Source organism: Luteimonas qiangzhengi (assembly GCF_039548515.1).
GTDB lineage: Bacteria > Pseudomonadota > Gammaproteobacteria > Xanthomonadales > Xanthomonadaceae > Luteimonas.
The window spans coordinates 53,459-79,230 of the sequence record NZ_JBCLVE010000013.1 but is presented as its reverse complement, the minus strand read 5'-3'; the positions used below and the strand labels follow the sequence as shown (position 1 = coordinate 79,230).

Genomic DNA, 25,772 nt, shown 5'->3' with positions numbered 1-25,772 from the left:
GGGGAAAATGGGTTAAAGCAACACAGGCCAACGCTCTGGCGCTGCACGATGCAGCGCCAGCAGGCCAGGATCGGCCGGCAGCGGACGGGAGATCAGCATGAAGCCGGTCCTGGGATCGGGGGCGCCATGCGCCCCGGTGGATCAGACCCGGGTAATCACCAGGGTGCCATTGGTGCCGCCAAACCCAAACGAGTTGGACATCACCACATCGACCTTCGCCTCGCGTGCGGTATGGGGCACGTAGTCCAGGTCGCAGCCTTCGGAAGGATCGTCCAGGTTGATCGTGGGCGGCAGGATGCCGGTGTGGATCGCCATGGCGGAGAACACCGCTTCCACCCCGCCCGCAGCACCGAGCAGATGCCCGGTCATGGACTTGGTGGAGCTGACCGCCACCTTGCGGGCGTGTGCGCCCAGGGTGGCCTTGATCGCCATGGTTTCCGCCAGGTCACCGGCCGGTGTCGAAGTGCCATGGGCGTTGATGTAATCCACGCGGCCCCCGTCCAGGCGCGCGTCGGCAAGGGCGTGCGCCATGCAGCGGGCTGCACCCTCGCCGCTCTCGCTCGGCGCGGTCATATGGAAAGCGTCGCCGCTCATACCGAAGCCGGCCAGCTCGCCGTAGATGCGCGCACCACGCGCCTTGGCGCGCTCGTATTCTTCCAGGATCAGCACGCCGGCGCCGTCGCCCATGACAAAGCCGTCGCGACCCTTGTCCCAGGGACGGGAAGCCTGCTGTGGGTTTTCGTTATTGGTCGACAGGGCACGCATCGAGCAGAAGCCACCCAACGAGGTTGGGGTGGTGGCGTACTCGGCGCCGCCGGCGATCATCACGTCGGCATCGCCGTACTGGATCATGCGCATCGCCAGGCCGATGTTGTGGGTGGCCGTGGTGCACGCGGTGACCGCGGCAATGTTGGGGCCCTTGGCGCCGGTCATGATCGACACCTGCCCGGCAACCATGTTGATGATGGTGCTGGGCACGTAGAACGGCGAGATCTTGCGCGGGCCGCCCTCGTGGTACTTGATGGTGGTTTCCTCGATGCCCTTGAGTCCACCGATCCCGGCACCCAGCGCCACGCCGATGCGCTCGGCGTGGGCTTCATCGATCACCAGCCCGGCGTCGGCAATGGCCATCATCGAAGCGCCAACGCCGTAGTGCACGAACGGATCCATCTTCTTCACGTCCTTGGGCGCGATCCACTTCGTGGCGTCGAAGTCCGGAACCTCGCCGGCGATCCGGGTGGGGAACGCGGAGGCGTCGAAGTGCGTGATCGGTCCGATGCCCGAACGTCCCGCCACGATGCCATCCCAGCTGGATGCCAGGTCCGCGCCCAGCGGCGACAGGATGCCCAGGCCGGTGATGACCACGCGTCGTTTGGACATGAAGTGCTCCTTGGATAGATGCCGGATAACTGACGGGGGCGCTGATCGCGCCGGCCCGGAAATGCACGAGGCCGCAAATGCGGCCCCGTGTCCATCAGTGCCCGCCCCTGGACCAGCCCGGGGCGATGCACGGCCAGATGCGCGGCCACTGGCCTGCGCATCCCGACCGTTCGCGATTACGCCTTGACGTTGGTCTTGACGTAGTCGATGGCCTGCTGCACCGAGGTGATCTTCTCGGCTTCTTCGTCAGGGATCTCGCACTCGAACTCTTCCTCGAGGGCCATCACCAGTTCCACGGTGTCCAGCGAGTCGGCGCCAAGGTCATCGACGAAGGAAGCACTGGGGCTGACCTCGTCTTCCTTCACGCCCAGCTGCTCCACCACAATCTTCTTGACGCGTTCTTCGATGCTGCTCATGGGTACTTTGCTCCGTGGGGCCGAAAATTCTTGCGGCCGGGTAGTTTAAGGGAAAGCCGGGCGTTCGGCGAAACCCGCCGCCGCCCTTTCCTGTTCAGGGGCTTGCGCCCCGGAATGGGGGTTACGGCATGTACATGCCGCCATTGACGTGCAGGGTCTCGCCAGTGATGTAGGCAGCCGACGGTCCGGCAAGGAACGCCACCGCCGCTGCAACGTCCGCCGGATCGCCAAGGCGGCCCAGCGCAATCTGCTTGGACATTTCCTGCTTTGCATCTTCAGGCAGGTCGCGGGTCATGTCGGTGGCGATGAAGCCGGGGGCCACCACGTTGACGGTCACGCCGCGCGAGCCGATTTCCCGGGCCAGCGACTTGCTGAAAGCGATCACGCCGGCCTTGGCCGCCGCGTAGTTGGCCTGGCCCGCGTTGCCCATCACCCCGATCACCGAGGCGATGTTGATGATCCGGCCCTTGCGCGCCTTCATCATGCCGCGCATCACCGCCTTGGAAGCGCGGTAAACGCTGGTCAGGTTGGTATCCAGAATCGCCTGCCAGTCCTCGTCCTTCATCCGCATCAGCAGGTTGTCACGGGTGATGCCTGCGTTGTTGACGAGGATGGAGATGGCGCCGAATTCCTTGCCGACTTCGGCAATGAGCGCGTCGATGGCATCGCCATCAGCCACGTCCAGCACCCGGCCGTGGCCCGCTCCGATCGCGGTCAGGCGCGCTGCGAGTGCATCCGCGCCGGCCTGGCTGGTGGCCGTGCCGATCACGGTCGCGCCCTGCTCGGCCAGCAGGTCGGCGATCGATGCGCCAATACCGCGGCTGGCGCCGGTCACCAGGGCGATCTCGCCCTTCAGGGGTTGGTTCATGGTTTGGATTCCTTGGGGAAGCGTTGATGCATGCCGCGTCAGTTTTTCCATTCTGCCAGCGCGGCGTCGAAGTCTTCCGGCGTACCCAGCGGCAGCGCCTGGAGCGAGCGGTCGATGCGCCGGCCCAGGCCGGAAAGGACCTTGCCCGGGCCGCACTCCGCGATCACGCCGGCACCGCGTGATGCCAGGGCCTGCACGCAGCCGGTCCACTGGACAGGAAGGTACAGCTGGCGCACCAGCGCATCGCGGATGGCGTGCGCACCTTCGTGCACCTCGGCGTCGACGTTTTGCACCACCGGCACGACCGGATCATTCCACTGCAGCTCGCCCATGGCCGTGGCCAGGCGATTGGCCGCCTCGCGCATCAGCGGCGTATGCGAGGGCACGCTGACCGCCAGCTTGACCGTCTTGCGCACGCCCTGCGCGGCGAGCAGCTCCAGCGCACGGTCCACAGCCGCGGCGTGCCCGCCAATGACCACCTGACCCGGCGAGTTGAAGTTGGCCGGCACCACCACGCCGTCGCCGGAAGCCTGCTCGCAGGCCTGGGCAACTACCGCGTCCTCGGCGCCGATCACGGCAGCCATGGCGCCGGTACCCGCAGGCGCAGCCGCCTGCATCAGCTGGCCGCGCAGGCGCACCAGCCTGGCAGCGTCGCCCAGCGGCAGCACCCCGGCGGCGACCAGCGCGGCGTATTCGCCCAGGCTGTGTCCGGCCATCAGCGCCGGCTGCGTGCCACCACGGGCACGCCATGCGCGGTACACGCCCACCCCGGCCGCCAACAATGCCGGCTGGGTGAATTCGGTGGCGTTGAGCTGCTCTTCAGGCCCGTTCTGCGAGATCGCCCACAGGTCGACGCCTGCGCCTTCCGACGCTTCGGCGAACGCTTCGATGATCTCAGCGTGGCTGGAGGCCAGGTCGGCCAACATGCCCAGGGCCTGGGAGCCCTGACCGGGAAACACAAAAGCAAGCCGGGAATCAGTCAACACAAACACCTGCAGTCGAAAGCCAACCGCCAATGATACCGGCCCGGTCGCCAGGACGTCTGTACGACGGCGTATGTAACCAGTAACCGAGTAGCTCAGTAGCGCAGCAGCGCCGAGCCCCAGGTGAAGCCGCCGCCGAAGGCTTCCAGCAGCACCAGCTGGCCACGCTTGACCTTGCCCGAGCGCACCGCTTCATCCAGCGCCAGCGGCACCGAACCCGACGAAGTATTGCCATGCCGGTCCACGGTCACGATGACCCGCTCCATCGACATATCCAGCCGCTTGGCGGTCGCTTCGATGATGCGCAGGTTGGCCTGGTGCGGAATCAGCCAGTCAAGATCGCTCTTGTCCAGGTTGTTGGCCGTCAGCGTCTCATCGACCACCGAATCAAGGGCGCGGACCGCGTGCTTGAACACTTCGCTGCCGGCCATGCTGATGCGCACGCCGGCGTTCTTCTCGTTTTCCTTGAAGCCGACCGACACGCCCACCGGATTCCACAGCAGCTCCTTCTTGCCGCCGTCGGCGTGCAGATGGGTGCTGAGGATGCCGGTTTCGGTATCCGCCTTGAGCACTACGGCGCCGGCGCCGTCGCCAAACAGCACACAGGTGGTGCGGTCTTCCCAGTCCACCATGCGGGTCAGCGTTTCCGAACCCACCACCAGTGCGGTCTTTACATCGCCGGTGCGGATGAACTTGTCGGCGACCGACAGCGCAAACAGGAAGCCGGAACAGGCGGCGTTGACGTCAAACGCACCGCAGCCGTTGGCACCCAACCGATGCTGCAGCAGGCAGGCACTGGAGGGAAAAATAAGATCAGGGGTGGTGGTACCGAGCACGATCAGATCGAGCTCTTCCGGCTTCACGCCGGCCGCCTCCAGCGCGCGCATCGACGCGTGGTAGGCCAGGTCCGAAGTGGTCTCGCCTTCGGCCGCCACATGACGCTGGCGGATGCCCGTGCGGGCTGCGATCCATTCATCGCTGGTGTCCACGACCTTGGCCAGGTCGTCGTTGGTGACCACATTCTCCGGCAGGTAGCTGCCAGTGCCCGCAATGCGCGAAAACACGCGCTGGGGCGTACCCGTTTGATTCATCTGCACAACCCGTCCTACGCCGGATGCCCGGCTTATCCGGGGCATGCTACACGGGCGCAGCGGCTCGCGTTGCCCGCAGGGCCGCCGTCATGGGACGGCGGCGCTTGCGATCAGTCTTCTTCGACAGCGCCCGCGCGCGGCACGATCACCTGCTTGCCACGGTAGTAACCGTCAGCGGTGATGTGGTGGCGGATGTGGAGCTCGCCGGTGGTCGGATCGGTCGACAGCTGCTTGGCAGTCAGCTTGTCGTGCGCGCGGCGCTGGCCACGGCGGGAGGGGGAGACACGGGATTTCTGCACAGCCATGGGAATTGCTCCAGCAACAGGTTCAGTTGTTTCTCAAAGTTTCTTTTTAAGTTCCGCCAACGCCGAAAACGGGTTGGCGCGCATTTCTTCGTCCGCATGCACGGGCCAGTCACGCTCCACCGATTCAGAGCCGGGGATGACCGGGATCAGTGGCACGGCGAGGATCAATTCATCCTCCACCAGCGCGACAGGATCCACGTATCCGTCCCCATCCGGCAGCAGCGCCTCATAGCCTTCCGGCAGTGCGGCTTCATCGGCTTCGTCACGGATCATTCCGTAGCGCTGCACGATCTGTACCGGATGCTCGAACCGCTGCAGCGTCCGCCGGCATTCCAGCGGCAGCTGCGCATCCACACGGACTTCCACGAACGGCAGGTCCAGCTCATCGCGCCCGAAACCAGCCGACCATTGCACCTGGCCTTCGGCATCGGACAGCAAATCGCAAAGACGTGCCATCCCGGCCAGCGGCAACTGTCCGTTCAACTCCCGACCTGCAGCGACTGCGCGCCGCCAATCGACCTTTCTGGACAGTTCCGCGGACATAAGAGGCGAAATGGTAGGGCTGCCGCGGCCCGGTGTCAAACCAGCCCTGCCCCGATTACCCTGATCAGGCTGGGAAATTTGCCCGCTCCGGCGGCGACCGGCAAACTGGCTGCTGACCCGCCGCCTCCCACACCGTGACCCCTATCCTTTCCGCGCTTTTCACCGCCGCGCTCATTCTCGCCTGTGCCTGGGGCTTTTCAAGGCGCCGCACGCTCGGTCGTCGCAATCGCGCCATGTCCGGCGTGCTTGATGCCGCCGACGCATTGGAAGCGCGGCTGCGCGTCGCCCGCGCCGAGATCCAGGCGGTTGCCGGTGACCACCACAACCCAGTGCAGGAGGCCCTGCAGGAAATGCTGCGCCAGCGTCTGTGGCTGCAGGAGCACGGGACCAGCGCATCGCTGCAACAGCTTGAAGCGGTCCGCGAATCGATCGATCGCGCCCGCCAGCGCATCGAGCAGCAGCTGGCGCAGATCGAGCGCGCCCGGGCGCCGCTGCACTGACCCCGCTGCACTGACCACGGAACTGCTGCACATGCGACTGATCCTGGCTTCAACCTCACCGTATCGACGCGAATTGCTGCAGCGGCTACGGCTGCCGTTCGACACGGCCAGGCCGCAGGCCGATGAAACCCCACTGCCCGGCGAGTCACCCGCTGCGCTGGCCGGCCGTCTGGCGCAGCTGAAGGCGCAGGTGGTCGCGGCGGATGAACCTGCGGCATGGGTGATCGGTTCCGACCAGGTGGCGGAACTGGACGGCAGCCCGCTGGGCAAGCCAGGCCATCGGCAGGGCGCCATTGCGCAACTGGACGCGATGTCCCGGCGTGAGGTGCATTTCCACACTGCGGTGGCGCTGGCCCAGCATGGCCGGGCGGTCCACGCCGCGCTGGACACCACCACGGTTCGCTTCCGGGCGCTGTCGGCCGGGGAGATCGAGCGCTACGTGGACGCAGAACAGCCCTTCAACTGTGCCGGTAGCTTCAAGGCCGAAGCTCTGGGCATCAGCCTGTTTGAATCGATCCACAGCACCGACCCGACGGCGCTGGTTGGCCTGCCACTGATCGCCACCGCCCGTTTGCTGCGCCAGGCCGGATTCGTACTGCCCTGAGGCGGAACCTGGCCATGCAATTCCCGGTCATTGAACTCCCGGTCATTCAATAATGACCGGCTGCTCGGCCCACTCTTCCACGCTGCCGTCCTGCCCATGCAGGCGCAGACCCAGCCAGTGACGTCCGGACTGCATCAGCGGCTGCGGCTCCACCGTCGCCCGGAACCCGACCCGCGGATGCAGGGGATCGGTGGAAATTTCCCAGTAGTTCGCCACGCCCGGGGAATCCAGCCCGTACTCGGCCTCGGCCACCGTCACCCCGTTCAGCAGCACCTCGACCCGCGACAGACCCACGCCATCCTTGAACGCCCAGCCGGTGACCTCCAATGGCCAGCCACTGCGAGCGCCGCTCACGGGCGTATCGATCCAGGCCATTGCCGGCGCGGTGCAGTCCGCACTGTCTCCGGCATCGGCATCAAGGGCAAACAGCAGGAAGCGCTGGCTGCCATGGTCCACGTTGAGCACCTGCCGGGGCGCGGGCAGCGGCCCGACGCGCTCGCACAGCGCGTGATAGCGGCGCAGCAGGTTGCGGTAGGGCACATCGCTGGCGCCGACCACCAGCAGCACCGGGTCATCGCCCCACTGCGCCCTGCCCGGCGTTTCCAGCCCCCACAGCTGCAGCTGCGGCGCGCGCCCATGGAACCGGTTGAGCGGATGATCCAGGACCTTGATCCGCGGGTTGTCCAGGCGGAAGCCCAGTTCGGCCCCGATCTTGAAGTTATCGGCCACCAGACGCGTGCCTTCCGGCATCTGTGCCAGTTCTTCCTCCACCGCGTCGGCCAGCACGTTCCAGCCGGCAAAGTTGGAGGGGTACCACTTCCATGCCGCGCTGTGGGCGCGCACGGAGGGAATCGACACCGCCGCGTAGTACGCAAACACCGCCACCAGCCCGGCCCCCGCCAGTGCCCAGGTGGCGCGTCGCAGCCAGCGCGGCCAAGCTGCCAGCAGTGCCGGCAGCAGCGGGATCAACGCCAGGTAGCCCGGCAGCGGCCAGTGGAAGCTGACCCGCTCGGTGTCGGCAAAAAAGCCCAGCGCGAAAAAGCCCAGGACCACCAGGCCACCGAGCAGGCCGAACAGCCGCACCACCTCGCGCTCACCGCGCAACGCGCCGCGCCATCCGGCCAACAGCAGTCCGGCCAGCAGCAGCGGCGTCACGAAGGCCGCCTGCAGCGGAATGAAACTGAAGCCGCTGGCATGCAGCGCCCAGGGATGACGCTCGACCAGCTGGAACCGCAGCCCCGCCTCGGCGTTCTCGATATTCCAGGCCAGCAGCGGCACCCACGCGGCTGCGCCGAAGGCGACCGCGATCCACACCCGCGGATCGCGCAGGGCCCGGCGTCCGCCCGGCAGCAGCGCCAGGGCAATCACCCCCACGCCGATCACCGCAATGAATCGGTAATGGCTGAGCGCACCGATCGCCAGTCCCAGCGCCAGCAGCAGCACCGCGCCGTTATCCACCCGCCGCAGCAGGCGCGCACCGGCATCAAGACACAGCATGGTGGCCAGCGCCATGGGCACATCGGGCAGGGCCATGATGCCCAGCGTGCCGGCCAGTGGCAGCAGCACCGTCGCGCTGCCGGCCAGCCACGGCGCACTGCCCTCGCCCAGCTCGCGGCGCACGATTCCGACCATCATCCACGGCAGCGCCGCGCCCATCAGCAGGAACGGCAGGCGCACGCCGAAATGGTTGTTGCCCGCCACTTCGACCCCGAGCCTGATCAGCCAGGCGGTCAGCCCGGGCAGGTCGGAATAGGCCCAACCGGGATGCTGACCTTCCTGCCAGTAGAATGCCTCGTCCACGAACAGTGGAAGCTGGGTGGCAACGCCCAGCTTGAGCAGCAGGACAACCAGCCACAGCGCAACGAAGGCGCGTTTCGCTCCGGCGATCCGCAGTCCGTCATCACGCATGTTGTAGGCGTTCTGCATCCGTATTCGACCCCGTTACACTGGATTGGCGCCAGCGCGAAATTGCGCCCCGAGAACCGGAGAGGCAGATGTCAGTAACCCCAGCGCCGGCGGACATGCTAACCGACGGATTGTTAAGCGCGCTCGACGCGGCACAGGGACAGGTCAACAGCCTGGTACTGGGTAAACAGGAAGCGGTGGGACTGGCGTTTACCGCCCTGCTCTCGGATGGCCACGTGCTGATCGAAGACCTGCCCGGCCTGGGCAAGACCACCTTGGCACATGCGCTGGCGGCCACCCTTGGGCTCGGCTTCCAGCGGGTCCAGTTCACCTCGGATCTGCTGCCCTCGGACATCGTGGGCGTATCGATCTATGACACCGGCACGCGCAAGTTCGAATTCCATCAGGGGCCGGTGTTCACCCACGTGCTGCTGGCCGATGAGATCAACCGCGCCCCGCCCCGCACCCAGAGCGCGCTGCTGGAAGCGATGGCCGAACGCCAGGTCAGCATGGACGGGCGCACCCATCGGCTGCCGGATCCCTTCTTTGTCATTGCCACCCAGAACCCGCTGGACCTGGCCGGCACGTATCCCCTGCCCGACTCCCAGCTCGACCGGTTCCTGCTGCGGATCAGCCTGGGCTATCCCGACCAGGATGCCGAACGCGAGCTGCTGGCCGGCCGCGATCGCCGCGACCTGATCGCCACCACCACTGCCGTACTCGACCAGCAGGACCTGACCCGCCTGCGCGCGGCCGCCGCCGCAGTGCATGCCAGCGACGCCCTGGTCGACTACGTGCAGGCGCTGGTCAACCGCAGCCGCCACCACGACGGCGTGCGCGTGGGCCTGTCTCCGCGTGCTGGCATCGCGCTGCTGCGCGCGGCGCGCGCGCACGCACTGATGCGCGGCCAGCAGCATGTGCTGCCGGATGACGTCCAGGCGCTGTTTGCCGCGGTGGCAGGTCACCGACTGGTGCCCGAAACCGACGCTTCCGACGGCGTGGCCCTGTCCCGGGCGATCCTGCATGCGGTCCCGGTGGACTGACCCGGGCGCGCGCGGACCGGTCCGCCGGCTGCAGCTGCTCGCCCGCCCGCGCCGCCCGGAACCGCTGCCGGTCCAGTTCGACCGCCGTCGCACCTATGTGCTGCCTACGGCGTTCGGGCTGTTTTTCCTGATCCTGCTGGTGACCATGGGCGTGGGCGCGCTCAACTACAACAACAACCCTGCCCTGCTGCTGGCCCTGATGCTGGCCGGCACCGCCCTGGCCAGCCTGATCGCGGCCCACCTGCAGCTGAGTGGGCTGGCAGTGCATGCGGTGAGTGCCGAACCGGTTGCAGCGGGCAAACCCCTGCTGCTGCGCGTGCATTTGCGCGCTGATCCGCGCAGGCCACGGCGGGGACTGCTGGTGGAGACCGAAGCGGCCACGGCCCGCATCTCGCTGGACAGGGGTGGCGGGGAAGCGGCGCTGGAGATCCCCACGGTCCGCCGCGGCTGGCTGTCACTGGATCGCATCCGCATTTCCACCACCCGGCCGCTGGGACTGGCCCGAGCCTGGAGCTGGGTCTGGCCGCAGGAGCCCCTGCTGGTCTATCCCGCGTCCGAGCCCGATGGTCCGCCGCTGCCGCTGGGGGCCGGCGACAACGCCCAGGCACGCATGCATCCGGCTGGCGATGACCTGCACCATCTGCGCACCTGGCGCAGCGGTGACAGCCGCCGGGCGATTGCCTGGAAGCCCTCCGCCCGGCGCGACGTGCTGCTGGTGCGTGAGTACGAAGAACCCCAGGGTGCCGACATCGTCCTGGACTGGAGTGCGCTCGAATCCCTGCCGGCAGAAGCACGGATCCGGCGCCTGGCGCGCTGGATTGATGAAGCCGAACGCGATCAGCGTCGCTACCAGCTGCTGCTGCCCGGCCACCAGCCGATGGGACCGGCCAGCGGGCCGGCCCACCGCCACGCCTGCCTGCGTGCGCTCGCGCTCCTGCCCGGGGCGGAAGCCGCCTGATGGCCCGCCGCCGCCCTTCCCCCTTATTGGACGTATCCAGCCGGCGCTGGTCGCTGGCTGCCGCCGGCACCTGCCTGCTGCCCCTGCTCCTGCAGCTGCCCGGCAACGTGGCCAGCGGCATCACCGGGCTCGGCCTGCTGGCAGTGCTGCTGTCCTGGCGCAGGCGCCTGCCGGCCTGGCCCCGACCGCTGCTGGCGATGGCCCTGTTCGGCCTGGTGCTGGTCAATTACAACTTCCACCTGGGCCGCGATACCGGCTGTGCGTTGCTGGCCGCCATGCTGGCGATCAAGCCGATGGAGCTGCGCAGCCTGCGCGATGCCCGCAGCCTGCTCGGCTTCGCGCTGTTCGCCCCGTTCGCCACGTTCCTGCTGGACCAGGGGCCCCTGTCGCTGCTGCTGGGGCTGGTGGGCGCGGTGCTGGCCCTGATGGCGCTGCTGCGTCTGTCGGAGCTGGAGTCCGGCGACGCCGGGCCGGTGCACAGCGGCCCACGGGCAACGCGAAGGAACCACCGCGCCTGGTGGCGCCTGCGCACCACCGGCCGCCTGGTTGCCGTGGGCCTGCCGCTGGCGCTGGCAGCGTTCTGGCTGTTTCCCCGCATCGCCTCGCCGATGTGGGGCGTGCCTGACCGGGCCGTGGCGCGGCCCGGCCTGTCGGACACCATGTCACCGGGCGAATGGATCGACTTCATGGGCGATGACGCGCCCGCGCTGCGGGTGAAGTTCCACGGCGCGGTTCCGGAGGCCTACCAGATGTATTGGCGCGGGCCGGTCATGGTGGATTTCGACGGCCGTACCTGGAAGCACTCTTCATGGACAAGGGGCCTGCCGGCGGCCGACGTCACCCGCGGCGAGCCCGTCTGGGATTACGACATCGAGGCCGAGCCAACCGACCGGCGCCATGTGGTGGCGCTGGAACTGCCGCTGGCCGCGCCCGATGGGCTGCACCTGGCCCACGACTACAGCATGGTGTCCCCGCGTCCCTTGGGACAGGTGCAACGCTGGCGCATGCGTTCCGCGCCGGCGGAGACTTTTGAAGCACAACTGCAGCCGATGCTGCGCCAGGCAGCGCTGCGCCTGCCCGAAGGATTCAACCCGCGCACGCTCGCACTGGCGAGCCAGTGGCGTGCCGAGGCTGGCGCCGACGACCTGCAAATCGTCAAGCGCTCCCTGCAATGGGTCACCGACGAATTCGCCTACACCCTGGCCACGCCGCTGCCCGGGCGCCACTCGGTGGACGAGTTCCTGTTTGATGAGCAGGCCGGCTTCTGCGAACACTTCAGCTCGGCGTTCGTGGTGCTGATGCGCGCGACCGGCATCCCGGCGCGGGTGGTGACCGGATACGCGGGTGGGTACCGCAACCGCTTTGGTGACTACTGGGTGGTACGGCGCATGGACGCCCACGCCTGGGCCGAGGTGTGGCTGGAAGGACGCGGCTGGGTGCGGGTGGACCCGACCGCGGCGGTGGCACCGGAGCGCATCTTCGACACTCTGGAAGATCGCCCGCAGGTCGGGCTCGACATCTTCGGCAACATTGCCGTGGCTTCGGAATTCGGCGACTGGATGCGACGCGGCTGGAACAACGCCTTCCTTGGCTTCGACGCCTCCCGGCAGCGGCGTCTGCTGGCTCCGGTCGGTATCCAGGACCTTGGCGCATCGCAGCTGGTGATCCTGTTTTCAGCGCTGGCCGGCCTGGCCCTGGCGTGGATGCTGTGGCTGGTGGCACGCGGTGAGCGCGAGCGCGATCCGGTGCTGCGGGCCTGGCGCCGCCTCGGCCAGCGCTATGCCCGGCTGGGCATGGCGCCTGAGCCGCACGAGTCCGCCGCTGCGTGGACGCGCCGGGTCTCGACTGCATTGCCCCACGCCGCCGACACGCTGCAACTGCTCAGCGCGCGTTTCATTCAATGGCGTTACGCTGACCGCAAGGCTGACCCGGCGTCCGCCCGCGCTCTTGTCCGCGACCTGCTCGCGCATCGGCCGCGGCGCAGCGCCTGACTGGAGGATTCGACATGACACCCCGTACTGTTTCGACTGCAGCCGCGGTTCTGGCCTGCTTTCTGCTCAGCGGCTGCGTGACCCATCCGGCCCCGCTGCAGGGCGAGTACCTGCCGGTGACTCCACAGCAGGCCGGCAGCGGCAACCACACCGGCGCCCCGGTGCGCTGGGGCGGGCGGGTGATCGAGGTACAGCCACAGGCGGACCGCACCTGTTTCACCATGCTGTCAGCGCAGCTGGATCCCTACGGCCGCCCCTCGCACAGCCCGGATGGCAGCGATGGCCGGTTCATGGCCTGCCGCACCGGTTTCTACGACCCGGCGGTGTTCACCGCCGAGCGCGAGGTGACGTTCACCGGCCGCATTACCGGCTATGAGGACACCCGCATTGGCGAATACAACTACCGCCTGCCGCACATGGATGCCGATGTGGTGTATCTGTGGCCGGAACGCAGCGACACCCAGACCATCATCCACCACCCGCATCCGCATCCTGCTTTCTGGCACCCTTACGGCTGGTGGTGGTGACCAGCCGGTGGTGACGCGCCCGGCCTGAGTCCGGTTACCCGGCGGTACCGAAGCGCCCCAGCGGCGCGCCTGCCAGCAGGTGCAGGTGCATCTGGTACACGGTCTGGCCGCCCTCGTCGTTGCAGTTCATGACGATCCGGTAGCCGCGCTCGGCCAGGCCTTCCTTGCGCGCGTATTCGGCCGCGGCGGTCGCCAACCGGCCCACCAGTTCGGCGTCCGCGGGGCTCGCTTCATCCAGGGAGCGGATGGTCTTCTTCGGCACGAACAGGATATGCACCGGCGCCTGCGGCGCGATGTCGTGGAAGGCGATCATGTGCTCGTCCTCATGGACGATTTCGGCCGGGATCTCGCCCCGCATGATCCTGTGGAAAATCGTGTCTTCGCTCATGGTGCGGCTCCTGGAGGGGGCTAGGGGACTTCGCTGCGGCTGCCGAAGGCGTGCGAGAGCGTGCCCCGGTCGATGTACTCGAGCTCGCCGCCCAGCGGCAGCCCGTGCGCCGGGCGGCTGGGACGCACGCCGTGCTGGCGGCCCAACTGAGCCAGGTAATGGGCCGTGGCTTCACCTTCGACCGTGGGGTTGGTGGCGATGATCAGCTCCTGCACTTCGCCACTGGCCAGGCGTTCGGCCAGCCGGTCCAGGCCGAGCTCACGCGGGCCGATGCCGTCGAGCGGACTCAGCCGTCCCTGCAGCACGAAATACAGCCCGCGATAGTCGGTGGCCTGCTCGATCGCCAGGCGGTCGGCCGGGGTTTCCACCACGCACAGCTGGTGCCCATCGCGCGATGGACTGGCACAGACCGCACATTCATCCGTCTCGCTGAAATCCCGGCAGCGGTCGCAGTGGCCGACGCGCTCGACCGCCTCGGCCAGCGCGGCGGACAGCCGCCTGCCGCCCTCCCGCTCGCGTTCGAGCAGGTGGTAGGCCATGCGCTGGGCGCTCTTCTGGCCGACGCCGGGCAGCACCCGCAGCGCGTCGATCAGCTGTTCAAGCAGGACTGACAATCACCCTCTCCCGGACAGGCTGGTGGTCAGAACGGCATCTTCATGCCGGGCGGCAGGTTCATGCCGGCGGTCGCCGCGCCCATCCGTTCCTGGGACTGGGCATTGACCTTGTTGACAGCGTCGTTGAACGCGGCGGCCACCAGGTCTTCGGCCATTTCCGGATCCGACAGCGCAGCCGGATCAATCCGCACTTTGCGGCACTCCATGCGGCCGGTCAGGGTCACTTCCACCATGCCGCCGCCGGCGCTGCCGTTCACTTCAAGATTGGCCAGCTCTTCCTGGGCGCGCTGCATGTTTTCCTGCATCTTCTGCGCCTGCTGCATCAACTGGGCGATGTTTCCACGCATCGGGTTCACCTCGGGTCGTAGGGGTCTGGGTTGCGACGGTCAATTATCGTCGAAGGGGCGTATTGAATCCGGCACGAGCGTGGCCCCCGGCTGGGCCATGAGGCGCTGAACGCCGGGGTCGGCCATGAACGTGTCCTCGGCCTCACGCTGACGGGAGTCCTGCTCGCGCACGCGGCGCTCGTGCAGGGTTTCTCCCTGGGCCGGCGCTTCGGCGGAAAAGCGGATCTGCGGCGCGGTACCAAAATGCGGTGCCAGCGCGGTGGCCAGCTGGTCCACCAGAAACGGCGCCTTCAGATGATCGTCCGAGGGCGGCAGGGACAGCTGCAGCACGCCGCCGTCGTAGCCCACGAACGCAGTATGCGCACCGAGTTCGCGGACCGGTCCGCGCAGCCCGAGACGGGTGATCAGATCCGGCCAGGTGGCCGCATCGACAGCGACATCAGCGGCCGCTTCAACGGCGGCTGGTGCAGCCGGTGGCGTGGCCGGACGGGGTGGCTGCTCCGGATGGGCCGGTTCGGCACGTGTGCGGGTTGGTTCGACGCGCGGCGGTGCCGGCGGCGGGTCGATACGGGGGCGGGGCGGGGCCGCATCCGGCGCGGGCTGGCGGACCGGCGGCTGCGCCTGTTGGCGACTGACGGGCTGCTCTTGCGGCGTTGGTTGCGGCGCGGCAGCAGGCTGCGCGGGGGCAGCATCCAGGGCCGCCCGGGCCGCGGCCGCAGCGTCATGCACGCTGCCAGCGCCCTGGCTGGACGACGCGGCGGAAGCCTGCGGGGCGGATCCCAGGCTTCCGTCCTGCTGCGGACGGAAGGCCAGCATCCGCAGCACGTTCATTTCGAAACCCGAGCGCGGGCTGGGCGCCAGCGGCAGGTCGCGACGACCGGTCAGGGCCATCTGGTACCACAGCTGCACCACCTCGGGCCTGAGGCTGGTCGCCAACCCGTCCACATCCACGCCGTCGGCTTCCACCACGCTGCCCGGCACCAGCTGGCGCACCTGGATCCGGTGCAGCGCTTCGGCCATGGCGTCGAGCACACTGCCCCAGTCCGGCGAGAACCCGGCCAGGGTCTCCACCTCGGCCAGCAGGGCCTGGCCGTCACCGGTCGACAGCGCGTCCAGCAGCGCCGCCACCCGGGTGCGGTCCACGGTGCCCAGCATCGTGGCCACGCCGGCATCGTCCAGCTTGCCGCCGGTGTAGGCGATGGCCTGGTCCAGCAAGGACAGCGCGTCGCGCAGGCTGCCATCGGCGGCCTTGGCCAGCTCGCGGATGGCCGCCGGCTCGGATTCGATCTCCTCGGCCCGCAGGATCTTGTCGATCTGGCCTTCGATCTGATCCAGGTCCAGCCGCTTCAGGTTGAACTGCAGGCAGCGCGACAGCACCGTCACTGGCAGACGCTGCGGATCGGTGGTGGCCAGCAGGAACTTCACGTGCCCGGGCGGCTCTTCCAGCGTCTTCAACAGTGCGTTGAACGCGGATTTGGAGAGCATGTGCACCTCGTCAATGAGGTACACCTTCACCCGCCCGCGCGAGGGCATGTACTGGGCGTTGTCGATCAGCTCGCGCACGTCGTCGACGCCGGTGTTGCTGGCGGCGTCGATTTCAAGCAGGTCGATGAAGCGTCCGGCATCGATATCGCGGCAGGCGTTGCACTGGCCGCAGGGCTCTGCCGAGGTGCCCTGCTCGCAGTTCAGGCTCTTGGCGAAGATGCGGGCGATGGTGGTTTTGCCCACGCCCCGGGTGCCGGTAAACAGGAAAGCGTGATGCACGCGGCCGGTATCAAGCGCGTTGCTGAGGGCCCGGACCACGTGTTCCTGGCCAACCAGTTCGTCGAAACGGCGGGGGCGCCACTTGCGGGCGAGGACGAGATAGGACATGCGCCCATTCTGCCATGCCGGCCGCCCCTTCCCGCCGGTTCAACATGTTCCTTGTTACCCGTCGTGCCGGAGCGTAGAATTGCCGGCCCGGCACCTGTTCATCGGCGCCGGGACCCAGTGCGGAGAGGTGTCCGAGCGGTTGAAGGAGCACGCCTGGAAAGTGTGTAAGCGCCTAAACAGCGCTTCGGGGGTTCGAATCCCCCTCTCTCCGCCAATCTATGGTGACCCCGTCGGTCCCTCGCAACGCTAGATCGAAAACTCCGCCAGGGCCGGAAGGCAGCAACGGTATCGGTCGACGCGGGTGCCGAGGTCAACTGGCGGGGTCATCGCCTTTTTAGGCCCTCAGGCAGGCGCACCCTCATCGGGATGCAGCCAGCCGGCATCGCCATCCACGTAGTGCTCGTGCTTCCAGATCGGCACGCGCTGCTTGACCTCGTCGATGATCCAGCGGCAGGCGTCGAAGCTCATGTCGCGGTGCCCGGCGGACACGCCCACCCACACGGCCAGGTCGCCGATGGCCAGCTCCCCCACCCGGTGCACACATACGGCCTGGGCCAGCGAGAAGCGCTCGCAGGCCTCTTCCATGATCTTTTCGCCCTCGGACTCGGCCAGCTCCCGGTAGGACTCGTAGCGCAGGCCACGCACCGGCCGGCCTTCGTTGTAGTTGCGCACCCAGCCTTCGAAGATGCTGCAGGCGCCAGCGGCGTCGTGCTGCAGCCGCGCATGCAATGCGGATGCGTCGAAGGGCGTGTCGGAAATACGGAAACGTTTCATATCGGTCTGCTCAGCCGCCGCTGACCGGCGGGATGAAGGCGATCTCCGCACCGTCGCGCGGGGTGTCCTCCCAACGCGCGAAGGTGCCGTCCACGGCCACCCGCAGGCGATCGGCGGGAAGTGCGAAGCCATGTTTCTGCTGCAGCTCCAGGTACAGGGCGCGCAGATCCGTGGCAGCGGTCTGCAGGGTCTCGCGCTCGCAGCCGGCGGCATCGCGCAGGCTGGCGAAATACAGCACGGTCACGCTGGTCACTTGTCTTTCTCCGAGTCGGGAGCCCTGCCGGGATCGTGCCTGCCAAAATCGCGCTTGCCCCCGCGTTTGCCCGCCAGGCTGGCCGGTCCCAGCACGATGTCGTGCGAGAGCGCCTTGCACATGTCGTAGATCGTCAGGGCCGCCACGGTGGCGCCGGTCAGCGCCTCCATCTCCACCCCGGTGCGGTGCACGGTCTTGACCGAACACACCACCAGCAGCTGGCTCTGGCCGTGCCAGTCGATGGACAGTTTCACTCCATCGATTGGCAGCGGGTGGCAGAACGGGATCAGCTCGTGGGTGCGCTTGACCGCCATGGTGCCGGCGACAATGGCGGTATCGACAATGCCGCCCTTGGCGCTGCGCAGTCCGCTTTCGCGCAGCTGGGCGGCGACATCATCGGGAAATTGCACCAGGCACTCGGCGACCGCTTCGCGCGCGGTCACCGCCTTGCCCGACACATCCACCATGGCCGGGCGGCCGGAAGCGTCGAGATGGGTGAGTTTGCCCTGGGGGGAAGAACGGGACATGGCCATCCGGAAACAATGCGGGCCCTGATGATACCGGCCTCCGGCGAACGTCTGTTCCGGCTCAGCCGCCGATGAGGAACATTTCCACCCGTCGGCCGGAGCCGCGGCCGGTGCCGCGCTCTTCGCTGTAGCGGTCGGCGCGGCGCGACCACAGCCCGGCCACGTGCTCGGCCATGGCCAACTCGCCGCCGGCAAGGGCCGGCTTCAGGTCCACCCCACCGCCCGCAAACAGGCAGGTGTACAGATGACCATCGGCCGAGACCCGGGCGCGGTTGCAGTCGGCGCAGAAAGGACTTGTGACCGAACTGACGAAACCGACTTCACCCGCCCCGTCTTCAAAAGCGTGGCGCTCGGCCACCTCGCCGCGGTGCTGCGGATCCAGCGACCGCAGCGGCCAGCGCGCATGGATCAGCCCGTGCAGTTCGGCGGAAGGCACCACCCGCGTCCGGTCCCAACCATTGCAGGTGCCCACGTCCATGTACTCGATGAAGCGCATCACATGGCCGGTGCCGCGGAAGTACTCCACCAGCGGCAGCACCTGATCGTCATTGACGCCGCGCTGGACGACGCAGTTGAACTTGATTGATTCGAACCCGGCCGCTTCCGCGGCGCGCACGCCCTCCAGCACCTTGGCGATCTCACCGCGCCCCCCGCTGAGCCGGCGGAACACTTCCGGCTCCAACGCATCCAGGCTGATCGTCAAGCGCCGCAGACCGGCATCACGCAGCGCCTGCGCCTGGCGAGCCAACAGGCTGCCATTGGTGGTCAGGGCCAGGTCGTCAATTCCTGGCACCGCCGCCAGCCGGGCCACCAGCGCGGGCAGGTTGCGCCGCAGCAGCGGCTCGCCGCCGGTGATGCGCAGCTTGCGCATGCCCGCCCGGGCGAAGCCACGCACCAGGGTTTCGATCTGGTCGAACGACAGCCGCGAGGCCGAATCAAATCCGTAATCGTCCGGCACCCGATCCGCCGGCATGCAGTAATCGCAGCGGAAATTGCAGGCTTCGATCACCGACAGCCGCAGGTCACGCAGCGGCCGCCCGAGGCGATCGAGCGGAAGCGGAGTCAGGTTGGGGACGGGAGCGGCACTCATGACTCTCCCATGATGCCCGACGAGGGCGCTTGCAAGGTCAACAGGTCGCCCGGTGCTGCGACCCGATACCCGCGCGCCCGCATGGCGTCGCCGTCTGCGCCGCTTGCATAGTGATAGAGAACGCAGCGTTCCAGCAGCTCCGGCGGATATTCACGCTCCAGCTCGTCCAATCCAGCGTGGGACGGATTGCCGTGCAGGGCGCAGTCATGGGCCACGGTTTCACCGGCATCGGCATGGACCTTCAGCAATTCGGCGATCGGGCGGGTATCCCCGCTCCACACCAGGCTGCCCGGCAGACGCAAGCCGAACGCGGTGCGCGGCCAGTGGTGGCGCACCGCGAAGGTTTCCAGCCGCACCCCGTCATGCCAGAACCCGTCCCCCACCGGGATCAGATGGAATGCTTCCCAGAAGTTCGCCCCGCCTTCGGCCAGCGCATTGGGATAGTCGCCAACCCGCTGGTGCAGCAGTGCAACCACGTTGGCCGGCACGTACACAGGCACGCGACCGCGACGCTGCGGATCGAAATACAGCCGCGAAAACAGCCGTTCAAACCCCGACACGTGATCCATATGGGTGTGGGTGATGAACAGCGCGCGCGGCGGCTGGCCGTAATGGGCCAGATACGCGCTCAGGCCTTCACTGCCGCAGTCGATCGTCAGCCACGGCTCGCCATCGCGTTCGATGGTCGCCATGGAATTGCCCAGCTCCACCGCGTCGGCGTTGCCAACTCCTTGAAATCGCAGTGCCCACTCCACCGTCAGTAGCCCTTGTTCCAGCGCGCGTCATAGGCGGCGCGCAGGCGGGCGATATCGACCTGCACCTCGGCCCTGGGGCGTCCGCCATGCAGCTTGAGCAGCGAGCGCTCCAGCCGCGCCAGGTTGCGCATGCGCCATCCAGTCTGCGGGAGGCGCCGCTGGCAGCGATCCAGATCGATCACCCAGCTGCGACCGTCCGGGTGGAAAAGAATGTTGTCGGCGTTCAGGTCCACATGATCGAGCCCGCCGCGATGGCAGCGCGACACCAGCTCGCCGGTCTGCTCCCAGGGTGCGCTGGCGCTGTCGGCCTTGACCAGGTCCGCCAGGCTGGTGACCTCTTCCAATCGCTGCACCAGGATGGCCGCGCGGTAAAACAGGCCGCGGCGCAGGTAGCAGGCGGCGATCGGCTCGGGCACCGGCAGCCCATCCTTGTGCAGCTCGCGGGCCAGGCGGAACTCGGCGAAACTGCGCACCCGCTCACTGCCCCGCCACAGGTGCAGATCGCGGTTCAACTTCGCCACCAACCCACCGCGCAGGTAGTGTCGCAGCACCGCCGGGCCGGCAGGACTGTCAACGAACCACGCCCCACCGCGCCCGCCACTGGTCACACGGCGCGCGGCCTCGCCCCACCAGGCGGGGTCGAACCAGCCCTGCTCGACTTGCCGCACGATCGCGGCATCGCTCAGAATCGATCCAAATCCGCCGCCTTCATTGCGGAACGGCGTCAGGCTTTCAGTGGCGTCGAATCTCACCATCCAGCGAGTCTAACAAGCCTTATGCCCCTTCCACCGCCGCCTTCCCGCAACCCGGTCCCCGGGTCGATCTGCCTGCTGCGGCTGTCGGCGCTTGGCGATGTCACTCACGTGCTGCCGCTGGTACACACGCTGCGATCGGCCTGGCCCGACACTTCGATCACCTGGGTGATCGGCAAGGGTGAGCGGCGACTACTGGAAGGCCTGCCGGGGGTGGAGTTTCTGGTGTACGACAAGAAGTCCGGCGTGGCCGGCATGCGGGCGGTACGCCGTGAACTTGGAAGCCGTCGCTTCGACGCCCTGCTGCAGTTGCAGGTAGCCGGCCGGGCCAACCTGCTGTCGGCCTTCATTCCGGCGCGGCGCCGGATCGGCTATGACCGCGCCCGCTCAAAAGATCTGCATGGGCTGTTCATCAATGAGCGCATCGCCGATCGTCCGGGCATCCACGTGCTCGATGCCATCGGCAGTTTCTGCGAGCCGCTGGGCCTGGCGCGCGGCAAGACAGTGTGGAATATGCCGGTGCCCGATGACGCCCACGAATGGGCGCGCGCGCAGTGGCCCGAGGATCGCGCGCCCACGCTGGTGATTTCGCCCTGCTCCAGCCACGTGCGCCGCAACTGGTACCCCGATCGCTACGCCGCCGTGGCCGACCACGCCGCAGCCGCCGGCTGGCGGGTGGTGCTGTGCGGAGGCCGCAGCACCCTGGAACGTGAAACCGCCGACGCCATCGCCGCCGCGACCCGGGCGCCGGTCGTCGATCTGGTCGGCAAGGACACGCTCAAACAGCTCCCCGCCCTGCTGGCCCGCGCCGATCTGGTGATGACACCGGACTCGGGCCCCATGCACATCGCCAACGCCATGGGCACCAAGGTGCTGGGCCTGCATGCGGCCAGCAACCCCACCCGCAGCGGCCCCTATTCGGACCGGCGCTACTGCGTGGACCGCTACGACGCCGCCGCCCGCAATTACCTCAAACGCCCGGCGGCGGAGCTGCGCTGGGGCACCAAGATCGAACATGACGGCGTGATGGAGCTGGTGACAGTGGACGACGCGATTGCCGCGTTCGAACGCTTCCGCGCCGACCACCCCGCAGGGAAAGGCTAAGCGCCCTCGCCGCGATAATCCTGGTAGGACTTTTCTTCCACGAACGAAGAGCCCAGCGCCAGGTTGATCTCTTTCTTGATCCGCGCCCGCTCGTCATTTTCGAAGTACACGCTGCGCGCCAGGCGCACAAACTGCTCGTCGAACTGCCCCGCCTTTTCTTTCAGACGGATCTCGTCCTCGATCTCCCACAGGCGCTCATTGACTGCCTTCAGCTCGGCGCGCAGACGGACCACGTCGCGACTGGCCGCGGGATGCGCCATCCAGGTCTTTTCCAGCGCCGACAGCTCCCTGCGCACGTTGGCCAGCTTGCCGGGATCCTGCATGCGCTCGGACTTGATCTGCAGGATGGCGAGCTTGTCGAGCAGTTCGCCAAAGGAAACGGGCACTTGGACTTCAGGCATGGGCTTGGGCACCGGTGGAGTGTGGGAACGGCAGTTTAACCGCAAGGCCACCGTGCGCCTTGTTCCCCGCCCGGTCACCGCTTATCATGTCCGACTTCGCTGCCGGCTGGCGGCGAAAACCACCGGAGAGGTGGCAGAGTGGTTGAATGTACCTGACTCGAAATCAGGCAGGCGTTTATAGCGCCTCGGGGGTTCGAATCCCTCCCTCTCCGCCAGATTCGAAAGGCCCCCGAAAGGGGGCTTTTTTGTGTCTTTTCTTCAGGCCCAGAGCCTTGGGTGCCCGCGCCTCGATGCGATGCGCCGTGACCTGACGGGCCCCGCCGCGGCCGGGAGGCCTTTGCGCTCCATGTCCCCCGGCCTGCGCCTGCGGCTACGGCCTCCTCCTTTACTTACGCGCAAAGGCCTCCCGACCACGACGGGGCTCGGCTCCGGTAGGTACCGCAACACCACACCGCTTTTCGGACCGCCGCCACGAACCCGCCAGCGCCGGGTGGGGGTGCCCTTCAGGCGTAAGTAAAGGAGGAGGTGGCGGCCGCAGGCCGACGCCGGGGGACATGGAGCCTGAAGGGCACCGCCACCCGGCGCCCCACGGCGCATCAGCCCCGCTCTACCCACAGTCCCATCCCCACACGATCGCTTAAACTCCCCACATGCCAAAAGACCCCACCACCACCCCCTCCCCCGTCGCTGATTTCGAAAAATCCCTCGAACAGCTCGAATCCCTCGTCGACACCATGGAACGGGGCGAACTGAGCCTCGAAAAATCCTTGGAAGCCTATGAGCGCGGCGTCGGCCTGTACCGCAGCTGCCAGCAGGCGCTTGAACAGGCCGAGCTGCGGGTGAAGCTGCTCAGCGACCCGGACAGGCCCGATGACGCCGTGCCGTTCCCCGGAACGTCCGACGATGGCTGACACCGCCGGCGCGGATCCCACGTTGCAGCTGGATGCCTGGCGCACGCGGATCGACGCCGCGCTGGAGCGCGCGCTGGACCTGGTCACCGGTGCAGAGCCACGCCTGGTTGCCGGCATGCGCCATGCCGTGCTGTTGGGCGGCAAGCGCATGCGGCCGCTGCTGGCCCACGCCAGTGGGCATGCCTGCGGCGCGGACCCTGATGCACTGGACGGCCCGGCCACCGCGATCGAGCTGATCCACGCTTATTCGCTGGTCCACGACGACCTTCCGGCGATGGACGACGACGCCCTGCGTCGCGGGCAACCCACCGTACATATGGCGTTCGATGAGGGCACGGCCATCCTCGTCGGCGACGCCCTGCAAGCGCTGGCTTTCCAGGTACTGGCCGACACGCCGGTGAGCGATGACCGGCGCGTGTCCCTGTTGCGCGAGCTGGCGATGGCCGCCGGCGCCCACGGCATGTGCGGGGGCCAGGCGCTAGATCTGGCGGCTACCGGCAAGGGTTCGAACGCCAGCCTGCAGAATCTCGAACAGCTCCACGCACTCAAGACCGGCGCCCTGATCCGCGCCGCGGTGCGCATGGGTGCGCTTGCGGCCGGGGCCGGAAGTGATCAACACAAGCACCTCGATAGTTTCGCCGATGCGCTCGGACTGGCCTTCCAGATCCGCGACGACCTGCTGGACGTGGAAGGCGAAAGCGAAACCCTGGGCAAGACCGCAGGCAAGGATGCCGCGCAGGACAAAGCCACCTTCCCCGCCCTGATCGGCATCGAAGCCTCACGGGCCCGGCTGGCGGAACTGGCCGACACCATGTCCGCCGCACTGGCCCCGCTCGGCCCACGCACCGACGCGTTACGCGCTCTCGCAGAGCTGGCGATCCACCGTTCCCACTGACGCAGAAAGACGGGCGACGCGCATGACGCACGCCGCCCGCCGGGATTACTTGATCAGCCGAATGGCGAACGGGTAGCGGTAACGGACCCCCTCGTTGGCCTTGATCGCGGCAATGATCGTGATCACCAGCCAGAACACCCCGATCGCGAACACCATCAGGTAGAACAGGAACCCGATCAGGATCACCATAAGGATGGTGCCGATGATCATCAGGATCACAGACACTCCGAACACGGTGATGTTGAAGTTCAGGGCTTCCTTCCCCTGATCATCAACGAACGGCATCGTTTCGCGCTTGACCAGCCAGATGACCAGCGGCCCGAGGAAACAGCCCAGCCCGCCGGTCACCAGCCCCAGCAGGGCCGACAGGTGCGCGAACATCGCCCACTGCCGCTCCTCGGCGCTGATGCCACTGGAATGCGGCTGCTGCGGTGGCGGCTGCTGCGGCGGTGGTGGTGGTGGTGGCGTCGCGCCTGTATTTGGTTCAGTCATTTCCCCTCCTTGCGGGCCCGGATGGCCCAAACGATCGAAAGCATAGCGTTATTGGCTTCCCGCCAAGGTCATCGGGCCCATCAGGATCGAGCCCGTTCGCATGTGCGAACGCGAATCGACATCGCTGCCGACCGCCTGGATATTGCGGAACATGTTCTTCAGGTTGCCGGCGATGGTGATGCCGTCGACCGGATGCACGATCTCGCCGTTTTCCACCAGGAAACCGGCGGCACCCCGGGAGTAGTCGCCGGTGATCGGATTCACGCCCTGGCCCATCAGTTCGGTCACCAGCACGCCGCGGCCCATGGTGCGCAGCAGCTCATCCTGGCCCCCGGCGTTTGCAGCGACCTGCAGGTTGCGCACGCCGCCCGCGTTGCCGGTCGTTTCCAGACCCAGACGTCGCGCGGAGTAGCTGCCCAGCACGTAGCGCTGCAGCACGCCGTCGGCCACCAGCGCCGAGTCACGGGTGGCAACGCCCTCGGCGTCGAACCAGGCCGAACGCAGGCCATGGACCAGATGCGGCTGCTCATGCAGCGCAAACCATTCCGGAAACAGCTGCTCGCCCACGCTGTCGGGCAGGAAGCTGGAGCGCCGGTACTGCGCCCCGCCGGACACTGCGCCCAGCAGGTGGCCAATCAGTGAGCGCGCCACCGGCGCATCAAACAGGATCGGGTAATCACCCGTCGCCAGCGGCCGCGGATCAAGCCGGCCCACGGTCTGCAATGCGGCGCGGCGTCCGATCGCGGCCGCCGGCTCCAGGTCGGACTCGGCCAGCCCGATGCTGTACCAGCCGGCACGCTGCATGGCATCGCCGCGCCCGGCGATCAGCGCGCACGAGATGCTGTGCAGTGTGTCGCGCTCGGTGCCTACGAAGCCGTGGCTGTTGGCGTACACCCCCAGCGACTGCCCGCTGCCCACGGAGGCACCATCGGAATTGGTGATCCGCTGATCCGCATCCCGCCCTGCGGTCTCGCAGGCCAGCGCCAGTTCCACCGCACGATCGGCATCAAGGCCCCAGGGATGCCAGGTGTCCAGGTCGAGCGCCCGGGCTGCCATGCGGGCCGGATCGGCGAGGCCGGATGCCGGATCCGGCTCGGTCACCTGGGCGATCGCGCAGGCCTGCTCCACGGTGGCCTTCAGGCTCGCATCGCGCAGATCGGCAGTGCTCGCGCTGCCCTTGCGCTGGCCGAAGTACACGGTCACGCCGATGCCACGGTCGCGGGTAGCTTCAACGGTCTCCACCTCGCCCATGCGCGCGCCAACCGTCAGCCCGCGCTCCTCGGAGCAGCTCACTTCGGCCTGGTCGGCGCCGGCGGCCCTGCATGCGTCCAGCAGGCGCCCGGCCAGGTGCTCAAGGCGCGCCAGCCGTTCCCGGCTGTCATCTGTCTCCGCTGCCACGGGGGTCGGGGTCGTCAATGGATTATCCTTTGCAAGTCCGCTGCCTGGCGCCATTCTCGCCCATCCGGCCATTCCGGTGTCGCAG

The 25,772-nt window shown here is 67.6% G+C and carries 30 protein-coding genes, 2 tRNA genes and 1 other RNA gene; 12 read left to right on the top strand and 21 right to left on the bottom strand.

Translation table 11 applies throughout. The annotated features are described in order from the left end of the window. Positions 1-141: 141 nt before the first annotated feature. From fabF to WCE59_RS11535, 7 genes are all read right to left on the bottom strand, one after another. Positions 142-1,380, bottom strand: coding sequence for a beta-ketoacyl-ACP synthase II (gene fabF, locus WCE59_RS11565; RefSeq protein ID WP_343258924.1), 1,239 nt, complete (start codon positions 1,378-1,380; stop codon positions 142-144). A gap of 176 nt (positions 1,381-1,556) precedes the next feature. After that, positions 1,557-1,796 carry an acyl carrier protein gene (acpP, locus tag WCE59_RS11560; RefSeq protein WP_343258923.1) on the bottom strand — a complete coding sequence of 80 codons (240 nt, stop codon included), beginning with the start codon at positions 1,794-1,796 and terminating at the stop codon, positions 1,557-1,559. Between the two features lie 121 nt (positions 1,797-1,917). Further along, complete coding sequence (fabG, locus tag WCE59_RS11555) at positions 1,918-2,664, bottom strand: 3-oxoacyl-ACP reductase FabG (protein WP_343258922.1); 747 nt, start codon at positions 2,662-2,664, stop codon at positions 1,918-1,920. Between the two features lie 38 nt (positions 2,665-2,702). Continuing rightward, positions 2,703-3,647 (bottom strand): ACP S-malonyltransferase, encoded by a 945-nt coding sequence (fabD, locus tag WCE59_RS11550; RefSeq protein ID WP_343258921.1) that lies wholly within the window; start codon positions 3,645-3,647, stop codon positions 2,703-2,705. Positions 3,648-3,742: 95 nt separating this feature from the next. Further along, positions 3,743-4,738 carry a beta-ketoacyl-ACP synthase III gene (locus WCE59_RS11545; protein ID WP_343258920.1) on the bottom strand — a complete coding sequence of 332 codons (996 nt, stop codon included), beginning with the start codon at positions 4,736-4,738 and terminating at the stop codon, positions 3,743-3,745. 110 nt (positions 4,739-4,848) lie between these two features. Further along, the gene (gene rpmF, locus WCE59_RS11540; protein WP_343258919.1) at positions 4,849-5,043 is read right to left on the bottom strand and encodes a 50S ribosomal protein L32; all 195 of its coding nucleotides are present in this window, start codon (positions 5,041-5,043) and stop codon (positions 4,849-4,851) included. A gap of 33 nt (positions 5,044-5,076) precedes the next feature. Further along, positions 5,077-5,586, bottom strand: coding sequence for a YceD family protein (locus WCE59_RS11535; RefSeq protein WP_343258918.1), 510 nt, complete (start codon positions 5,584-5,586; stop codon positions 5,077-5,079). Between the two features lie 233 nt (positions 5,587-5,819). Here WCE59_RS11535 and WCE59_RS11530 point away from each other — a divergent pair, with 233 nt between their 5' ends. After that, on the top strand, positions 5,820-6,086 hold the full coding sequence (locus WCE59_RS11530; RefSeq protein WP_343258917.1) for a hypothetical protein: 267 nt from the start codon (positions 5,820-5,822) through the stop codon (positions 6,084-6,086). A gap of 25 nt (positions 6,087-6,111) precedes the next feature. Beyond that, positions 6,112-6,690 (top strand): Maf family protein, encoded by a 579-nt coding sequence (locus WCE59_RS11525; RefSeq protein WP_343258928.1) that lies wholly within the window; start codon positions 6,112-6,114, stop codon positions 6,688-6,690. A gap of 42 nt (positions 6,691-6,732) precedes the next feature. Here the strand turns inward: WCE59_RS11525 and WCE59_RS11520 are convergent, their stop codons facing one another. Further along, positions 6,733-8,616, bottom strand: a complete 1,884-nt coding sequence (locus WCE59_RS11520; protein WP_343258916.1) for a glycosyltransferase family 39 protein — start codon at positions 8,614-8,616, stop codon at positions 6,733-6,735. A 68-nt stretch (positions 8,617-8,684) separates the two neighbouring features. On the opposite strand from WCE59_RS11520, the gene WCE59_RS11515 reads away from it, so the two are divergent. The 4 genes from WCE59_RS11515 to WCE59_RS11500 are packed head-to-tail and all read left to right on the top strand — an operon-like array spanning position 8,685 to position 13,114. Further along, entirely contained in the window at positions 8,685-9,638 is a 954-nt protein-coding gene (locus WCE59_RS11515) for an AAA family ATPase (protein ID WP_343258915.1), read from the top strand. After that, positions 9,619-10,596, top strand: coding sequence for a DUF58 domain-containing protein (locus WCE59_RS11510; RefSeq protein WP_343258914.1), 978 nt, complete (start codon positions 9,619-9,621; stop codon positions 10,594-10,596). The genes WCE59_RS11515 and WCE59_RS11510 overlap by 20 nt, the downstream gene beginning before the upstream one ends. Then, complete coding sequence (locus WCE59_RS11505) at positions 10,596-12,587, top strand: transglutaminase TgpA family protein (RefSeq protein WP_343258913.1); 1,992 nt, start codon at positions 10,596-10,598, stop codon at positions 12,585-12,587. Before WCE59_RS11510 ends, WCE59_RS11505 begins: the two co-directional genes overlap by 1 nt. A gap of 14 nt (positions 12,588-12,601) precedes the next feature. Then, the gene (locus tag WCE59_RS11500) at positions 12,602-13,114 is read left to right on the top strand and encodes a Slp family lipoprotein (protein WP_343258912.1); all 513 of its coding nucleotides are present in this window, start codon (positions 12,602-12,604) and stop codon (positions 13,112-13,114) included. A gap of 34 nt (positions 13,115-13,148) precedes the next feature. Here the strand turns inward: WCE59_RS11500 and WCE59_RS11495 are convergent, their stop codons facing one another. The 4 genes from WCE59_RS11495 to dnaX are packed head-to-tail and all read right to left on the bottom strand — an operon-like array spanning position 13,149 to position 16,335. Further along, entirely contained in the window at positions 13,149-13,502 is a 354-nt protein-coding gene (locus WCE59_RS11495; RefSeq protein ID WP_343258911.1) for a histidine triad nucleotide-binding protein, read from the bottom strand. A gap of 20 nt (positions 13,503-13,522) precedes the next feature. After that, positions 13,523-14,116: a recombination mediator RecR gene (gene recR / locus WCE59_RS11490; RefSeq protein ID WP_343258910.1), complete on the bottom strand. Its 594-nt coding sequence runs from the start codon at positions 14,114-14,116 to the stop codon at positions 13,523-13,525. 26 nt (positions 14,117-14,142) lie between these two features. Next, positions 14,143-14,463, bottom strand: coding sequence for a YbaB/EbfC family nucleoid-associated protein (locus WCE59_RS11485; protein WP_343258909.1), 321 nt, complete (start codon positions 14,461-14,463; stop codon positions 14,143-14,145). Between the two features lie 39 nt (positions 14,464-14,502). Further along, positions 14,503-16,335 carry a DNA polymerase III subunit gamma/tau gene (gene dnaX / locus WCE59_RS11480; protein WP_343258908.1) on the bottom strand — a complete coding sequence of 611 codons (1,833 nt, stop codon included), beginning with the start codon at positions 16,333-16,335 and terminating at the stop codon, positions 14,503-14,505. A 121-nt stretch (positions 16,336-16,456) separates the two neighbouring features. On the opposite strand from dnaX, the gene WCE59_RS11475 reads away from it, so the two are divergent. Both WCE59_RS11475 and ffs read left to right on the top strand, forming a co-directional pair. After that, positions 16,457-16,549 (top strand) — tRNA-Ser (locus tag WCE59_RS11475). A gap of 13 nt (positions 16,550-16,562) precedes the next feature. Beyond that, positions 16,563-16,659: signal recognition particle sRNA small type (ffs, locus tag WCE59_RS11470), an RNA gene on the top strand. Between the two features lie 18 nt (positions 16,660-16,677). Here ffs and WCE59_RS11465 read toward each other — a convergent pair. The 6 genes from WCE59_RS11465 to WCE59_RS11440 all read right to left on the bottom strand — a co-directional run bounded on the left by WCE59_RS11465 (position 16,678) and on the right by WCE59_RS11440 (position 20,489). Beyond that, a complete protein-coding gene (locus tag WCE59_RS11465; RefSeq protein WP_343258907.1) occupies positions 16,678-17,109 on the bottom strand; it encodes a molybdenum cofactor biosynthesis protein MoaE in 432 nt (143 codons plus the stop codon). A gap of 10 nt (positions 17,110-17,119) precedes the next feature. After that, the gene (gene moaD, locus WCE59_RS11460; RefSeq protein WP_343258906.1) at positions 17,120-17,362 is read right to left on the bottom strand and encodes a molybdopterin converting factor subunit 1; all 243 of its coding nucleotides are present in this window, start codon (positions 17,360-17,362) and stop codon (positions 17,120-17,122) included. Next, a complete protein-coding gene (gene moaC / locus WCE59_RS11455) occupies positions 17,359-17,889 on the bottom strand; it encodes a cyclic pyranopterin monophosphate synthase MoaC (protein WP_343258905.1) in 531 nt (176 codons plus the stop codon). Before moaC ends, moaD begins: the two co-directional genes overlap by 4 nt. 61 nt (positions 17,890-17,950) lie before the next feature. Next, on the bottom strand, positions 17,951-18,979 hold the full coding sequence (moaA, locus tag WCE59_RS11450; protein WP_343258904.1) for a GTP 3',8-cyclase MoaA: 1,029 nt from the start codon (positions 18,977-18,979) through the stop codon (positions 17,951-17,953). After that, complete coding sequence (locus WCE59_RS11445) at positions 18,976-19,734, bottom strand: MBL fold metallo-hydrolase (RefSeq protein WP_343258903.1); 759 nt, start codon at positions 19,732-19,734, stop codon at positions 18,976-18,978. Before WCE59_RS11445 ends, moaA begins: the two co-directional genes overlap by 4 nt. Positions 19,735-19,736: 2 nt before the next feature. After that, on the bottom strand, positions 19,737-20,489 hold the full coding sequence (locus tag WCE59_RS11440) for a 3-deoxy-D-manno-octulosonic acid kinase (protein ID WP_343258902.1): 753 nt from the start codon (positions 20,487-20,489) through the stop codon (positions 19,737-19,739). A 21-nt stretch (positions 20,490-20,510) separates the two neighbouring features. Here WCE59_RS11440 and WCE59_RS11435 point away from each other — a divergent pair, with 21 nt between their 5' ends. Next, the gene (locus WCE59_RS11435) at positions 20,511-21,590 is read left to right on the top strand and encodes a glycosyltransferase family 9 protein (protein ID WP_343258901.1); all 1,080 of its coding nucleotides are present in this window, start codon (positions 20,511-20,513) and stop codon (positions 21,588-21,590) included. Here WCE59_RS11435 and WCE59_RS11430 read toward each other — a convergent pair. Beyond that, positions 21,587-21,991, bottom strand: a complete 405-nt coding sequence (locus tag WCE59_RS11430; RefSeq protein ID WP_343258900.1) for a DUF6165 family protein — start codon at positions 21,989-21,991, stop codon at positions 21,587-21,589. The two genes, WCE59_RS11435 and WCE59_RS11430, sit on opposite strands and share 4 nt — an antisense overlap. Positions 21,992-22,115: 124 nt before the next feature. Here WCE59_RS11430 and WCE59_RS11425 point away from each other — a divergent pair. The 3 genes from WCE59_RS11425 to WCE59_RS11415 all read left to right on the top strand — a co-directional run bounded on the left by WCE59_RS11425 (position 22,116) and on the right by WCE59_RS11415 (position 23,797). Continuing rightward, positions 22,116-22,206: transfer RNA gene (locus WCE59_RS11425), tRNA-Ser, on the top strand. A gap of 435 nt (positions 22,207-22,641) precedes the next feature. Continuing rightward, positions 22,642-22,902, top strand: coding sequence for an exodeoxyribonuclease VII small subunit (locus WCE59_RS11420; RefSeq protein ID WP_343258899.1), 261 nt, complete (start codon positions 22,642-22,644; stop codon positions 22,900-22,902). Beyond that, a complete protein-coding gene (locus WCE59_RS11415; RefSeq protein WP_343258898.1) occupies positions 22,895-23,797 on the top strand; it encodes a polyprenyl synthetase family protein in 903 nt (300 codons plus the stop codon). Before WCE59_RS11420 ends, WCE59_RS11415 begins: the two co-directional genes overlap by 8 nt. A 45-nt stretch (positions 23,798-23,842) precedes the next feature. Here the strand turns inward: WCE59_RS11415 and WCE59_RS11410 are convergent, their stop codons facing one another. Both WCE59_RS11410 and pmbA read right to left on the bottom strand, forming a co-directional pair. Further along, a complete protein-coding gene (locus WCE59_RS11410; RefSeq protein WP_449284157.1) occupies positions 23,843-24,178 on the bottom strand; it encodes a DUF4870 domain-containing protein in 336 nt (111 codons plus the stop codon). A 159-nt stretch (positions 24,179-24,337) separates the two neighbouring features. After that, on the bottom strand, positions 24,338-25,741 hold the full coding sequence (gene pmbA / locus WCE59_RS11405) for a metalloprotease PmbA (RefSeq protein WP_449284155.1): 1,404 nt from the start codon (positions 25,739-25,741) through the stop codon (positions 24,338-24,340). Positions 25,742-25,772: the final 31 nt, after the last annotated feature.

Excerpts from the sequence above, each read along its gene's own strand:
- WCE59_RS11485 (WP_343258909.1), bottom strand. The coding sequence starts at position 14,463 with ATGCGTGGAAACATCGCCCAGTTGATGCAGCAGGCGCAGAAGATGCAG.
- pmbA (WP_449284155.1), bottom strand. The coding sequence starts at position 25,741 with ATGGCGCCAGGCAGCGGACTTGCAAAGGATAATCCATTGACGACCCCG.
- rpmF (WP_343258919.1), bottom strand. The coding sequence starts at position 5,043 with ATGGCTGTGCAGAAATCCCGTGTCTCCCCCTCCCGCCGTGGCCAGCGC.
- dnaX (WP_343258908.1), bottom strand. The coding sequence starts at position 16,335 with ATGTCCTATCTCGTCCTCGCCCGCAAGTGGCGCCCCCGCCGTTTCGAC.
- WCE59_RS11410 (WP_449284157.1), bottom strand. The coding sequence starts at position 24,178 with ATGTTCGCGCACCTGTCGGCCCTGCTGGGGCTGGTGACCGGCGGGCTG.
- WCE59_RS11465 (WP_343258907.1), bottom strand. The coding sequence starts at position 17,109 with ATGAAACGTTTCCGTATTTCCGACACGCCCTTCGACGCATCCGCATTG.
- fabG (WP_343258922.1), bottom strand. The coding sequence starts at position 2,664 with ATGAACCAACCCCTGAAGGGCGAGATCGCCCTGGTGACCGGCGCCAGC.
- WCE59_RS11515 (WP_343258915.1), top strand. The coding sequence starts at position 8,685 with ATGTCAGTAACCCCAGCGCCGGCGGACATGCTAACCGACGGATTGTTA.
- WCE59_RS11440 (WP_343258902.1), bottom strand. The coding sequence starts at position 20,489 with ATGGTGAGATTCGACGCCACTGAAAGCCTGACGCCGTTCCGCAATGAA.
- WCE59_RS11430 (WP_343258900.1), bottom strand. The coding sequence starts at position 21,991 with ATGCCTGAAGTCCAAGTGCCCGTTTCCTTTGGCGAACTGCTCGACAAG.
- WCE59_RS11510 (WP_343258914.1), top strand. The coding sequence starts at position 9,619 with ATGCGGTCCCGGTGGACTGACCCGGGCGCGCGCGGACCGGTCCGCCGG.
- WCE59_RS11435 (WP_343258901.1), top strand. The coding sequence starts at position 20,511 with ATGCCCCTTCCACCGCCGCCTTCCCGCAACCCGGTCCCCGGGTCGATC.
- fabF (WP_343258924.1), bottom strand. The coding sequence starts at position 1,380 with ATGTCCAAACGACGCGTGGTCATCACCGGCCTGGGCATCCTGTCGCCG.
- WCE59_RS11520 (WP_343258916.1), bottom strand. The coding sequence starts at position 8,616 with ATGCAGAACGCCTACAACATGCGTGATGACGGACTGCGGATCGCCGGA.
- WCE59_RS11495 (WP_343258911.1), bottom strand. The coding sequence starts at position 13,502 with ATGAGCGAAGACACGATTTTCCACAGGATCATGCGGGGCGAGATCCCG.
- WCE59_RS11530 (WP_343258917.1), top strand. The coding sequence starts at position 5,820 with ATGTCCGGCGTGCTTGATGCCGCCGACGCATTGGAAGCGCGGCTGCGC.
- WCE59_RS11535 (WP_343258918.1), bottom strand. The coding sequence starts at position 5,586 with ATGTCCGCGGAACTGTCCAGAAAGGTCGATTGGCGGCGCGCAGTCGCT.
- moaC (WP_343258905.1), bottom strand. The coding sequence starts at position 17,889 with ATGTCCCGTTCTTCCCCCCAGGGCAAACTCACCCATCTCGACGCTTCC.
- WCE59_RS11545 (WP_343258920.1), bottom strand. The coding sequence starts at position 4,738 with ATGAATCAAACGGGTACGCCCCAGCGCGTGTTTTCGCGCATTGCGGGC.
- WCE59_RS11505 (WP_343258913.1), top strand. The coding sequence starts at position 10,596 with ATGGCCCGCCGCCGCCCTTCCCCCTTATTGGACGTATCCAGCCGGCGC.
- WCE59_RS11500 (WP_343258912.1), top strand. The coding sequence starts at position 12,602 with ATGACACCCCGTACTGTTTCGACTGCAGCCGCGGTTCTGGCCTGCTTT.
- WCE59_RS11415 (WP_343258898.1), top strand. The coding sequence starts at position 22,895 with ATGGCTGACACCGCCGGCGCGGATCCCACGTTGCAGCTGGATGCCTGG.
- moaA (WP_343258904.1), bottom strand. The coding sequence starts at position 18,979 with ATGAGTGCCGCTCCCGTCCCCAACCTGACTCCGCTTCCGCTCGATCGC.
- WCE59_RS11420 (WP_343258899.1), top strand. The coding sequence starts at position 22,642 with ATGCCAAAAGACCCCACCACCACCCCCTCCCCCGTCGCTGATTTCGAA.
- acpP (WP_343258923.1), bottom strand. The coding sequence starts at position 1,796 with ATGAGCAGCATCGAAGAACGCGTCAAGAAGATTGTGGTGGAGCAGCTG.